This window comes from Rhodococcus sp. NPDC057529, from assembly GCF_042802055.1.
Taxonomy (GTDB): Bacteria; Actinomycetota; Actinomycetes; order Mycobacteriales; family Mycobacteriaceae; genus Rhodococcus_F.
Map to the genome: position 1 here is coordinate 1 of NZ_JBHVEY010000056.1, position 11,822 is coordinate 11,822.

Below are 11,822 nucleotides of genomic sequence, written 5' to 3' on the forward strand. Positions count from 1 at the left end.
CCCTCCGCTGGTGATGCACCGTGCATCACGAACCTGCACGGCCCTCCGCTGGTGATGCACCGTGCATCACGAACCTGCACGGCCCTCCGCTGGTGATGCACCGTGCATCACGAACCTGCACGGCCCTCCGCTGGTGATGCACCGTGCATCACGAACCTGCACGGCCCTCCGCTGGTGATGCACCGTGCATCACGAACCTGCACGGCCCTCCGCTGGTGATGCACCGTGCATCACGAACCTGCACGGCCCTCCGCTGGTGATGCACCGTGCATCACGAACCTGCACGGCCCTCCGCTGGTGATGCACCGTGCATCACGAACCTGCACGGCCCTCCGCTGGTGGGGTGCCGACCGAGTCGCCGCGCGCCGAGAATTCTCGAAACTGACACCTTCGCCTGCAATGATGTCCACGTGAGTCATCAAGACACGCCACCCCCATCGAAGCATCCATCTGCAGAGGGGAGTCGCGCGCGTTCCTCGGTTGGCGTATCGGAGTCGTTGCCGGGAGTTGACGCTCGTATCGTGGCTGATCTCTACCGGTCGCATTCCGCCAGCACTGCGCGCAACTATCGGCAGGACTGGGTCAGATTCGCGAGTTGGTGTGCGGACCGTGGGATTTCGATGATGCCCGTAGATCCAGAGGTGGTCGCGGAGTATGTAAGTGAGAACGCGGCGAGACGTTCCGGGGCCGGTGATCGGATGTATTCGATTGCGACGTTGAACCGGTGGGTGGCGTCCATCAACTACTGGCATCGCAATTCTGGACTACCTGTGCCGGGCGAAGCGGCTTGCGTCAGGGCCGCAGTTTCGAGTGTCCGCGGGATCTATAGGGACAATGGTGAACGGCCAACCAGGAGGGCGTACCCACTTCGCTTCGGTGAGCTCGAAGAAATTGTCGACGTGAGTCGTCGAGACGCGACGACTTGGGTCAAGCGCGCACGGGAGCGCCGCGACAGCGCGCTGTTGTTGTTGGGGTTCATGGGGGCGTATCGGCGATCGGAACTGTCGATGCTAGCTGTCGACGATGTAACGTTCTCTCGCCGTGGCGATCTGCGTGTCCGGCGTGGTAGATCGCATGACGGTCCCGTCGACGACGACTTCGTCAAGCATGTCCCTCTATCGCGGGATCACTCGATGTGTGCTCCGTGCGCCTACCGGCGTTGGCTGGAGGTAGTTGCAAATGTCTACGAGTCCGGTCGTCCGGGCGTGATGCGATTGCTTCGCGGGCATGAGGAGTTCGACAGCCACGTCTGCTCTTTCGCGCCGCCAGTAGTTCCCGACCCCGCGGTGCCTGTGTTCCGCGCAATACGCGCGAACGGCAACATCAGTGCGGCAACGCTGTCCGGCTCTGCGATTCACGCTGCGATACGGCGGCGTGCAGCCCTCGCCGGCTATCCGGACGAGGTGGTCAGCAGGGTAGGTGGTCAGTCATTGAGGGCCGGTCCTACTGCAGAGCGCCTCCTCGACGTTTCGCAGTTGTCGTGATCCATATGCACTTGGCGACCTGGGGTCACGCCCGGTGTTGCGAGCGAGTGAACCAGCTTTGGCCGAGGGCAGTCTTCATGGCGACACAAAGTCTCCGAAGCGTGATTGCTCGCCGCGGATTGCTTAACCTTGAGCAGTGACGAACGGTCAGACGGAATTCACAGGCGGGCAGAATGTTTCCGCTCTGTTCGTCGACAAGGGTCAGGGTTCGGGCTATCGATACGACTGGGCGTTGTTCGCTGATTGGTGCGCAGCGTTCCAAGCAGTGGCATTGCCCGCAGATCCTCTCGCTCTTGCGAGCTTCCTCGACGAAAATCCTGCAGCGCGTGCGACCCAACGGCGACGCGTGGCAGCGATCAATTGGGTACACACCGCCACTGGGTACCCGGCGCCTGGGTCTGCGCGAGCAATCCGTCAGGTGCTGTCGGTACGCGCAACCAAACGGGACGATCTCACTCGCGCCGCCACTCAGGCAATGGTGGCACTTCCGACTTCCGGTTGGCTGCAGGGCATGTTTGGGCGGAGGGACGCTTTACTCCTTGTGCTCCACTGCATCAACGGAGTATCAGCGACTGAAGTGGGCTACCTGCAACGCAGTGACGTCACGTATGACGGGAAGATCGTGGTGGTCGGCGGCGGGCACGACCTGCAGCTGCACCCAGCACGGGACAACCCACAGCGCTGTCCCGTCGCGATCTATCTGCGATGGGCACGGCTCCAAGCGTTCTTTGATCGCTATCCCTCGAACCGGGTCCTTGCTCGAAGTCTTATCAGAAGTCACGAGAATGCAGATGGCACCGCAGAGTCCTACGGAACACTGCCGGCTCTGCGGGAGAACCAAGATGGCCCTCTGCTGCCGAGCTTCGATCAGTGGGGACATTTCGCTGCGGTCCGTCGCGATCGGCGCGGGCTGTCGGGCAGAGCGGTTGCGGCGATCGTCGCTGCACATCTGACGGGCGCCGCCTCATCGAGACATACCCGGTCCGAGCCGCTGGATCCTCGGCCCACTGCAAGGGAGGCTAAAGCTGAAGACTTCTCTCCGCCCCGAGGCGATGGATTCGAGGTCGGGATAGAAGGCGTCGAGCTCACGCCGGACGAGCTCAACGAACAGTACGAGGCTGCTATTGCTCGGAAGTACGCGGATGTCCGGGCTTTGGGGGATCTTGCTGACGCGTTTGAAGAGATTGACAGGAAAACCGAGGCGATCTTGGGTCGGACAGAGGAACTGTTGGCGCAACTGGGCCTGTCGTAGTCTCTGGTCGGTGAGACTGCCGGCGGGCAGCAGGTCCAGGGGCGACATCCGGTGCACGATGCGCGCGTGAGCGTGCCAGTTCATTGAGTGATCGCGCCGGTTCAGCACAAGTGAGGCGCGAAGGGTTGTGCCGAATGGGGGCGTCCTCCGCGCACTGGCGCGACGTGCAGTCAGGTCTCCGATCTCGGACGTAACGGCCGCGAGTGGGACCAATTTGGAGTCCGATTCTCGCTCGCCTGGGAGTTGATGTGCGTTATGCGGCGGTTCTCGGTCCGCGTGGGCGAGGACCGGGGGAGACCCCGAGCGCCGCAAGTGGACCCCGCTCGTCTTCGGGTAGCGCGTCTGCTCTCCACTTCTTCACGGCCCGGTAGAGCCACTGGCCGACTTGCTCGCCATCCGCGTTGACATAGTTCGCGGGCACGAGCGCGTTGCCGTGTTGTTCACGGTAAGCGGCGATTTCGGCCAGCATCCGGCGGCGCTTACTGTCGGTGCGAGTTATGGCGGGGAGCGGGGCATCGTCGTCGCTCCACACGAATCCAATTGAATCGAGCTGACGTATGCGCTCTTCCGGAAGTGTGCCGAGCATTCGAGCGACGCGCTGGCGGTACTGCCAGCGACCGAGCTGGAAACCAGATTCGGTAAGGTAGTTCTCGGGTATAGCTGTGTGAGGATGTTGTTGCCGGAATGCTGAGTACAGCTCCAGCGCCGAGGCTGCGGACCGGTAAGTACGCATCGAGATCAGTCCTTCTGTGGAATCTAAATATTTGTAAAGTACATAGCTTCTTCTTACGCTATGTCAACCACATTGCCCGTGTGTCGTGAAAATCACCCGATCATGGTGAAGCGACTGCCGTAGTGGCGCCGAGTATCTGGCCACCTCAGATCGATCGATCGTGTCCTCTCGCTCCGCTCGCCCGCCAGAACAATTTCTGGCCAAGGGAGATTCCTCGTTGCGCTTGGTGTTCAGGCCGTGCAGGTCTGGAAGTTTCAGCCGGCGGTGGGAAGTCGTGGTTTCTCGGTGCGTCGGGAATGCCGGTCAACCTCCACCGATGAGAGGCTGTGCGGTTGGCGGGATGTGGACTGCATGGACTTTCCGCGGTTCCAACGAGACGAGCGTCTATCCTGACCAGGTTCTATGCCAATGACCGCCAGCGTGCGGCGAGCGGCACTGATCGAGCTCTACTCGGCTGGAATCCGCGATGTCCTGTCGAAACCTGCCATCGTTTGAGATACGAACATTATCTCGGAGTAGTGTTTCCGGGTGTTCGACAGTGAGGGAACGGAACTGTCGCGCGCGATTGTGGTCGAACGTATCGACGGGACTTCGATCAAGAACGAAAAAGAGCAGACCGGTCCGTTCTCTCGCGACGGTGTCGACTACCAGATCGATCTGAAGGCCAAGAACGCCAGGAATTTCCAAAGCACTCTCACCTTGTACATCGATCAAGCAACTCGCGTCGGTGGAAGAATGCATGGTCGACCCTGCGGGGGTCGTAAGCGCGCAAAAGAGATTCGAGAATGGCCGACCACGGAGGGTCACGAGCTGTCCACGCGCTGGCATATCCCCGATCAGATCGGGGAATCGTACAGTGCAGCTCACTGCGGCCAAGACCTCGCGGCGTCGACAAAACAGCCTCCGGCCAGCTCATTTCGAGTTGGCCGGAGGCTGCGGCAGTTCCGAGGTCAGGAGTCAGACGACGCTTCGATCAGCGCCTGGCGCTGGTTGGCTCCGAGGCCGCCGATACGACGGGTCTCGGCGATCGCCAATTCTTCGAGGAGTTTCGAAGCCTTCACTGATCCGACGCCGGGGAGCGCCTTCAGCAGCGCCGAAACCTTCGTCTTCTTCACGATTTCGTCGGTCTCGGCCTTGGTGAGCACCGCTTCGACACTGAGGGTTCCAGCTTTCACTGCTGCGAGGAGTTCGCTACGCGCTTTGCGGGCTTCAGCCGCCTTCGCCAGTGCCTCGGCGCGTTGTTCCGGTGTCAAGACAGGTAGTGCCATGATGGTGCTCCTTGTTGCGTTGTTCGGCCAGCTCGTCTGGCTGTCACTGCCATCGTGCCAGGTGGAACGGACATGTCCGCGTACAGATCAGTGGGGACCGAGCTCCGGGTGGTGGTTGTGACGTCTACGGGTGTGGCCGACGGTGTATTCGAACAGTATGTCGTGTGGGTTGTCATCGTCGCGAAGCTGCCGACTCAGTAATTTGCGAAGCTGCCGACTCAGTAATTTCAGAGGTATGAGCTTGGGGCGGCGTGCTGCCGGTTATCTGTGCTGGCGCAGTCGATTCGGCGACGGTTATCAGTTTCGTGCTGCAAGTGGATTGCGCAATGGTATCGGTGGTGGGGTGTGCGTCGGTGCTGCATGATTCGTCGTGGTCGGTCATAGTCGTATTACGAGGTTACAGCCGTGGAGGTGAGCGATGGATCCATTCGAGTTCGTTGCCCATATCCCATGTCCGCACTGCCGTGTAGGGATTGGTGAGCGGTGTGTCACCAAGGACGGATACGTGCGGAAGATCCCCTGCCTCCACCGGGTGAAACTCGCTAAATGGCCTGACACGGAGGTGCGCCCAGATAGCCGATCCGAGCCGGAGCGCGATGATGGCGAGCTCGGTGGCACCCGCGACGAGTGAAGTGAACCATCGTTCCGACGCGAGGATTGTCGGGGACCAATCTATGAGTGTCGAATCTCCGCTGGCCGATCCACTCGGCTCCCGCTGTGCGCTTCGGTCATCCTGAGAAGCGTCGGCCCAGCGGCCAGAAGTAGTAGGGGGCGGACCCATTGATGCCGGGGCCGCGAGCCGTGGGCGGCGGACGGCCCTCCGGCCAGCGAAGGGGAGCGCTGGCGGGAGGGCCTGGCTGCTACCGGGACCGTCGAGCCCGGAGTGCAGCGTAGGTCGGGAGTACCCGTGGGATATGGAGTTACTCCGAACGCTGGGAGCAAGAAGTCGACCGGACTGTGATCCGCAGGTGCGGCCGCACACACGGCCATTACGTCCATGGCCAGGGAAGGCCCCGCCATCCCACGCTGAACTGGGCGCCCAGCGGCTGGCGGCGTGAGTTCGGCTGGTGGACGAGCTCGAGCCATGCTTGTACTCCGAGGACAGAGGGAAGGTGCAGTTCATGAGTGACGAGAGCGAGAAGAAGCAGGCGTCATCCGATGTGTTGGGCGTGGGTACCCGGGTGCTGGTGCGGAGGCGATCCGAGGCGGCGACCGGCGTCATCGTCGAGGACTACGCCGAGCTGACCGACACCGCCGAACGTGGCCACGAATGGGCACCGGTGCATCGGTGGGCGGTGGCCCTCGATGACGGGCGTTTGGTTTTCGCCGACATCGAGGACCTCACCGTCGATATCGGCAAATAGGACTCCGGGCAAGGGGCGGCACAAACTGACTGTGTGGTCCGCGAACGTTCGGACGGGCTTGTCAATGCTTCCCCGAGATCAGTCTGAGCATGCGACTGGGCATTGTTCCGGCGCTTTCACCGATACCGCGGCAGTCCCGAAATTTGCTGTCCAATCCGGCCGCGAATCTAGAAGGGACTCGCTGATCTGCCGAGGCTCGCCTATGGCCTGCGGTGTGGCGGTGGACGGTTCACGAGTACGAGAAAATAGACGGTTGCGGGTGCGCCTGAAAAATCGGAGCGCGCCCTGAATGAGACCGGGTGCGACACGGAGGCAACCGCGTCGACCCGATTGCTGACCGATCCTGTGCCGAAAGAGGAGAATCTGCCGAATGAGTAGCACCGACGACTGGAACGCGAACATCATTGCTGAATTCCGGGCAAACGAGGGCCGAGTTGGTGGCCCATTCGAGGGTGCGCCGGTAGTGCTGGTTCACCACCGGGGCCGGAAGACCGGGCGAGATCGGGTGAGCCCGATGATGTATCTGCCAGATGAGGAAGATCCGGACACGACTTACGTCTTCGCGTCCAAGGCGGGCGCACCGACCAATCCCGACTGGTACTACAACCTCGTCACCGCCGGTGAGGCAGAGATCGAACGGGGCACCGAGCAATACGCGGTAACCGTCGATGAGGTGACAGGCGAGGAGCGCGATCTCCTCTTCGCCGAGCAAGCGCGGCGGTATCCCGGCTTTGCCGACTACGCGGAGAAGACTGCGGGCATCCGGACAATTCCCGTGCTGGCGCTGCGCCGCAGGTGAGAGTCGATGAGGGTCCGGGCAGGTGGGGCATCCGGGCCGTTCCGAGCGCTCGGGTGCACCGTTCCCGCAGGTTGGCCGCCGGGGACAGGCTGGAATGTTACGGGAGGGTTGTGGCGGGCTCTGCCGCTGGTGTGGTCGGGGGCGTCTGAGCACGTGTCTGACGAGCCGATGTGCTCAGGTGCGGCCAAGGCGATGGTTCGACCCTTCACTGAACTTGATCGGATGAGTGGCGACACTTCTGCGGTTCGTGGGCGTGCACTGTGCATTGGTCGATCCCCGGTGATCGTGCTCAAGTCTGGGATGGGGCCGTCGAACAGCCGAGCCCCGGACCCCGTCGCTGTCTGCACGCTCACGGTTGAGCCCAATGGGTCGCGGCTCAGGGGTGTGCTTGGCGCCGGGTGTCGGCGCGGGTGGGTGTGGTGTCTCTTATGTTGTGGTCCAACGCCATACGACTGCGGGGCGGCCGGTGGCTTGTACTCGGACGCGTTCGTCGGTGCGTTCGAGTCCGGGTATCGCCTTGAGCGTGCGATTGAGGTTGCCTTGATCGGGCCGGTTGCCGGCGAGTGCGGTGGTGACGGTGACGGCGTGGGTGGCGGGGAATTCGGCGCCGAGGAGCGCCCGGGTGAATGTTGTGTCCCGCCAAAGGAGGCTGGTGGCGAGGATGCGGCGTGCGGCGGCGACGATGCGGTCGTGGTCGAAGGCGAGGCTGCCGTGTTCGTCGAAGCCGCGCCACTGCGTCGCGGCGGCGGGGTCGGTGGTGATGTTGTCGGCGGTGATGACGGCCCACATGGCAATGGAGAGGGTCGGCCCGCGTGGGTCGCGGCTGGGCTCGTCGAACACCGCGAGTTGTCCCACTGCCAGGATCGCGTCGTCCGGGATCCCGAGTTTGGTGGTGACGGCGCGGCGGGCGGCGGTTTCTAGGCGTTCACCGGCGCCGAGAAGGACACCGGGCAAGGCCGTGTGCCCGGTGTACGGCTCCCAGCGGCGGGGCGCGACGCCGTAGCGCAGCGCGTCGGGTTCCGGGTTGCCGAACCGGAGAGCGACCACATCGACGGAGACGGATGACTGTTCCACACCTGTGATCATGCGATAGCGGGCTCACGGACGTGACGGGCGGCCCGGCTGGGACCGCTGGAGGTGAGTACCACCGGTGCGCCGACCAGCGATCCGAGGCGCGTCGCGACGTCTGCCGGATGGGTCGGCAACTCCGATGTGTCGGGGGTGAGCGCGGACAGGACGTCGGTGAGGTGTTGCTGATGCGCGAGGTCCCGCCACGGTCCGAGAGGCAGTAGGTCGCCGACGTCGGGGTACCGGCGTGCGCTGCGGATGGGGTTCCCCTCGGCTGCGGCGCGGGTCACCGCGTCGAGGTGGGTGACGGCCAGACTGTCCACGCTGCCGCATACGTTTGCGGCGTACCGCAGCAGTACCTCGTCGAGGTCCCCGATCCGGAAGGTGCCCTGGTAGCTGCCGGTGTCGTTGTGAAGTTCGGGAAGGACCGCGCCGAGTGTCGGGTTCTCGGTGGGCATTGGCCCTGCACCGTGCCGGGTGGTGTAGGTGCGGGTGACGCCGAGCACGTGGCTGCCGCGACCGTGCTTGGCGGAGAGGGAGCGCGCGTTGCTCGGTTCCACGGTGGACCAGGTGGTGTGCGGGTGGAACCCGCGCCACTCGTCTAGCAGCACTCCTTGTGCGCCCTCGTAAACCAAGCGCCCCTGGTTGGCGAGGGCCGCGAGATCGCCATCCTCGGCGATCCGGACAGCGGCTACGAATTCGGAGTACATCGTGACCATGTCGTCGAGGTCGGGCCACCGATGGACGCTGGGGGCGATCAGGTCCCGATAGTGGTCGGCCATTGCGGAGAGTTTGGTGCGCAGAACGGCTGGGCGGTGGCAGTCTCCGACGGCGGGTGCGTCCGGGTGATCGAGGGCGTAGGCGGCGGTCTCACCGATGCCCTTGCCGCACGAGCCGTGCCTGCCGTTACCGCGGGCATCCTCGCGGGCACGGTTAGCGGCGACGTGGATCGGGGTGGTCAGTAGCGCGGCGGCGTCGATGTGCAGTAACTGGAGCGGATTCGGCACACCCAGCCCGGTCAGGGCGCGGGCCTCGGCGGCGAGGGCGATCGGTTCGACGAGGACATGCTTCGACAGCACCGTCGGGACGCCGGAGAAGGTCCCGGACCCGAACTGGGAAAAGGTGTGGTGGCGACCGTCGACAACGACGTTGTGCGCGGCCTGCGCGCCACCGTTGAACCGGACGACGGCTGCGACATCGAGGCCGGCGTCCGGTGAGCAGAGCCAGTCGACGGTGGCGCCCTTGCCGGCGTCGCCGAAGCCCAGGTCGACGACGATGATGTCGCGGTCACCGAACACCGTGGTCATGGGATCTCCTGTCGTAGAGGGGGAGTCGGGAGGCGGGGCTCGCACCCGGCGCGGGAATCGGAAGCCCTGCCTCTCGAACGGGTGTCAGGTGAAGGACACGTCGTCGCTGCCGGCAGGATCGATCGGCAATGGGCTCACCGCGACGGGGGCCCGCGCCGCACCGAGGGCGGCGAGCGCGTGACCGACGGTGTCCGCTTCGGCGGCGGAGCCGACGTCACGCAGGTCCGCCAGCCCCTCGCCGAGGTCGATGCGGTCCTCGCCCATGCCGACCGTCAGCGCGATCAGCTCGCACACCGCGCCCGGGTCGTCCAGTTTGAGGAACCGTTCCCCGAGCAGGCGCTGCCAGTGCTCCGCGATCTCGGGATCGTGGTAGTACGCGGACTGATTCGGTAGTACGAAGTAGACGTTCCAGCGCCGTTCGAGTTCCCGGTACACCGACTCGACGGTGACATCGCGGTCGAGGTCGTCGCCGATCACCGTGCGCACGTGCCGGGCCGACAGTCGGGCCTTGTTCAGTTCGTCGCCGATAATGAACAGGTAGCCCTTGTGGCCGCGTTTGTCCCACGCGTCCGTGGCGGTGTGACGGGCCATGAAATATGCGGCCAGTTCGTAGCTTTCAGATTTCTGACCGCCGCCGTTACCTTCGAGGAAGATGGTGCGGAGTTGCTCGTCCATAGCGTTGCCGGACTCGAACTGACCGACCTGCAGGGGCACTCGGTCGGAGTCGGCGTCCCCGATGCCGCCGAACAGGATCTGCGGGTCGTTGGCGTAGCCCTTGCGCTGCAGCAGACCGTGTAGTTTGCCGAGCTTGTTCTGCATGATCCGCGGTACCGCGCCCATCGAGCCGGTGACGTCGAAGAGCACGGCGATCGCCAGCGACTCGGGGTGCCCGGCTGAATCCCGGCATTCCCGCACGGTCACGCCCAGCGGGTCCAGGGTCGGATCGGCCTTCCACTGATCCATCGGTTGTGCGTACATCGCGCTGGTGTAGCCGAAGTCGTCGACGCCGCGGGCGGCGCGGAACGTCTTGGCCGCGGTGTAGGTGTCGTCATCCCACTTGCCGTATCCCATGGTGGATCACTGTCCTTTCGTGGTGGGCATGGTGAACGGGCGGAAGCGTCGCCGCCCGTAGAGCGTGTCGAGCAGGTCGTCGAACTCCTCGAGCAGATCGACGGCGTCAGGTCGCAGACCAGGTTGGGGTTGCAGGCAGCCGCGGGCGAACGCGCGCAGGCGGTCCGGGGCCGTATCGGAGAGCATGGTCAGCATCAACCGATGTGCCATGAAGACATCCCAGGCCGGGGTTGCGGGGGAGTCGGTGGAACATTCCGGTGGATAGTGGTCCCGCCGAGAGGGGATCGTCGCCAGAGGAACGGTGCCGGGGCGGGTGGCGAACGACCATCCGGCCAGCACCACCCCATGCCGCTCAGGGTGAATGAGCACGTTGTCCGCGGTCACCGCGGTGTGCACCCACCCGGCGCGATGCGCGGCGGCCAGCGCCCGCAACAGCCGCCGGTGCATCCATACCCAATCCCGCGGATCGAGCCCATCCGGGTAGCCGGCCTGGACCTCGGCGAGGGTGACGAATCCGGTGGTCAGCGAGTCCAGCACGTTCACCTGTCGCCGGGCGCCGGTCACAGGGTCGGCGTGGGTGAGGTGGTCGATCAGTTGCGGGAAGTACGCGCGCAACCAGTCGTTCCCGTCCTCGGCGGACGCCGCGATCTCGGTGAGCGCGGCCCGCTCCGCATCGATCAGAGCGTTCGAGACGACATCGCGTGGAACCTTGATCACCACGCCCGCGCCGCCGCTGTCGGTGGCATGGTGCAGGTCGGCGATCGAGCCGCGGGCGTGCCGGGTCTCGAGTCGGTAGGAGCCGTTTCTGCCGTCCACGACGGTGGCTGTGGCCGCGTCCGTGGTGGTCGTGGCGCGCTGCCAGCGGCGGTACAGGTCGGACGCATGTGTGAATGCCGATGCGGCGCGGGCGGTGTACGCCGGATCAACCCGATCCGGGTGAATCAGGACCGACAGGCGGTGGAACCGCCGGCGGGCGGCGCGCTGAGCTGCCGGGTCGTGGGTGATGGGGCCGAACAGGTCGCTCGGCACGATTGCCGCGCCGACGACGTCGAGTGCCTCGATCATCGTTTCCATAGTTTTAGTCTAGGTGACTAAAACAAGGAAGTGCAATCCCACCGCTGGGATCGGTCGAAGCAATGTCGATCGATGGCCACCTATGTCGGCGGAACCCACGAGTGCATCGCCGCGATCCCCACTCACTCACACCTGGAGTCGGCCCCGATTGGTGTGAACGACTCGGTCACATGAGACAGCGGCACCATCACTCCGCCACCGCAGGTCATTGACGGTGAATCGACGACCGGTCGTAGGTCGGTGCGAAAGGGTGGGCGGTCTTCGCGACTGCACCAAAGGTGGCAGTATCGAGTGATCGAGATCGGAATGGGTGTGGTCACCTGAGTAGGCCCCAGTTCGGCCACTGATCGTCACGAATTCCGGCCCCGGCTGAGGTGGCTGGTGGTCGCGAACGGGTGGTGC

The 11,822-nt window shown here is 64.2% G+C and carries 9 protein-coding genes and 1 pseudogene; 4 read left to right on the forward strand and 6 right to left on the reverse strand.

The window, feature by feature from the left end; genetic code table 11:
* Positions 1 to 1,620 precede the first annotated feature (1,620 nt).
* Complete coding sequence (locus tag ACFU5V_RS42750; RefSeq protein WP_378707437.1) at positions 1,621 to 2,736, forward strand: hypothetical protein; 1,116 nt, start codon at positions 1,621 to 1,623, stop codon at positions 2,734 to 2,736.
* Positions 2,737 to 2,989: 253 nt separating this feature from the next.
* Here ACFU5V_RS42750 and ACFU5V_RS42755 read toward each other — a convergent pair whose 3' ends face one another.
* Positions 2,990 to 3,469, reverse strand: coding sequence for a helicase associated domain-containing protein (locus tag ACFU5V_RS42755; protein ID WP_072951035.1), 480 nt, complete (start codon positions 3,467 to 3,469; stop codon positions 2,990 to 2,992).
* A 567-nt stretch (positions 3,470 to 4,036) separates the two neighbouring features.
* On the opposite strand from ACFU5V_RS42755, the pseudogene ACFU5V_RS42760 reads away from it, so the two are divergent.
* Positions 4,037 to 4,321: pseudogene (locus ACFU5V_RS42760) on the forward strand (histone-like nucleoid-structuring protein Lsr2); the annotation flags it as partial.
* Positions 4,322 to 4,419: 98 nt separating this feature from the next.
* On the opposite strand, the gene mihF reads toward ACFU5V_RS42760, so the two are convergent.
* Positions 4,420 to 4,737 (reverse strand): integration host factor, actinobacterial type, encoded by a 318-nt coding sequence (gene mihF, locus ACFU5V_RS42765; protein WP_072951036.1) that lies wholly within the window; start codon positions 4,735 to 4,737, stop codon positions 4,420 to 4,422.
* Positions 4,738 to 5,858: 1,121 nt separating this feature from the next.
* On the opposite strand from mihF, the gene ACFU5V_RS42770 reads away from it, so the two are divergent.
* The gene (locus ACFU5V_RS42770) at positions 5,859 to 6,101 is read left to right on the forward strand and encodes a hypothetical protein (RefSeq protein WP_378707440.1); all 243 of its coding nucleotides are present in this window, start codon (positions 5,859 to 5,861) and stop codon (positions 6,099 to 6,101) included.
* A gap of 370 nt (positions 6,102 to 6,471) precedes the next feature.
* Positions 6,472 to 6,900, forward strand: coding sequence for a nitroreductase family deazaflavin-dependent oxidoreductase (locus ACFU5V_RS42775; protein ID WP_378707442.1), 429 nt, complete (start codon positions 6,472 to 6,474; stop codon positions 6,898 to 6,900).
* Positions 6,901 to 7,326: 426 nt separating this feature from the next.
* On the opposite strand, the gene ACFU5V_RS42780 is transcribed toward ACFU5V_RS42775, so the two are convergent.
* The 4 genes from ACFU5V_RS42780 to ACFU5V_RS42795 all read right to left on the reverse strand — a co-directional run bounded on the left by ACFU5V_RS42780 (position 7,327) and on the right by ACFU5V_RS42795 (position 11,411).
* Positions 7,327 to 7,974 carry an NUDIX hydrolase gene (locus ACFU5V_RS42780; protein WP_124396542.1) on the reverse strand — a complete coding sequence of 216 codons (648 nt, stop codon included), beginning with the start codon at positions 7,972 to 7,974 and terminating at the stop codon, positions 7,327 to 7,329.
* A gap of 8 nt (positions 7,975 to 7,982) precedes the next feature.
* Positions 7,983 to 9,275: an adenylosuccinate synthetase gene (locus ACFU5V_RS42785; protein ID WP_378707444.1), complete on the reverse strand. Its 1,293-nt coding sequence runs from the start codon at positions 9,273 to 9,275 to the stop codon at positions 7,983 to 7,985.
* 84 nt (positions 9,276 to 9,359) lie between these two features.
* Positions 9,360 to 10,346, reverse strand: coding sequence for a hypothetical protein (locus ACFU5V_RS42790; RefSeq protein WP_378707446.1), 987 nt, complete (start codon positions 10,344 to 10,346; stop codon positions 9,360 to 9,362).
* A gap of 6 nt (positions 10,347 to 10,352) precedes the next feature.
* On the reverse strand, positions 10,353 to 11,411 hold the full coding sequence (locus ACFU5V_RS42795) for a hypothetical protein (protein WP_378707448.1): 1,059 nt from the start codon (positions 11,409 to 11,411) through the stop codon (positions 10,353 to 10,355).
* Positions 11,412 to 11,822 lie beyond the last annotated feature (411 nt).

What these genes read in the sequence shown, in the direction of transcription:
- ACFU5V_RS42790 (WP_378707446.1), bottom strand. Translation starts at nt 10,346, where the DNA reads ATGGGATACGGCAAGTGGGATGACGACACCTACACCGCGGCCAAGACG.
- ACFU5V_RS42785 (WP_378707444.1), bottom strand. Translation starts at nt 9,275, where the DNA reads ATGACCACGGTGTTCGGTGACCGCGACATCATCGTCGTCGACCTGGGC.
- ACFU5V_RS42770 (WP_378707440.1), top strand. Translation starts at nt 5,859, where the DNA reads ATGAGTGACGAGAGCGAGAAGAAGCAGGCGTCATCCGATGTGTTGGGC.
- ACFU5V_RS42795 (WP_378707448.1), bottom strand. Translation starts at nt 11,411, where the DNA reads ATGATCGAGGCACTCGACGTCGTCGGCGCGGCAATCGTGCCGAGCGAC.
- ACFU5V_RS42755 (WP_072951035.1), bottom strand. Translation starts at nt 3,469, where the DNA reads ATGCGTACTTACCGGTCCGCAGCCTCGGCGCTGGAGCTGTACTCAGCA.
- ACFU5V_RS42775 (WP_378707442.1), top strand. Translation starts at nt 6,472, where the DNA reads ATGAGTAGCACCGACGACTGGAACGCGAACATCATTGCTGAATTCCGG.
- mihF (WP_072951036.1), bottom strand. Translation starts at nt 4,737, where the DNA reads ATGGCACTACCTGTCTTGACACCGGAACAACGCGCCGAGGCACTGGCG.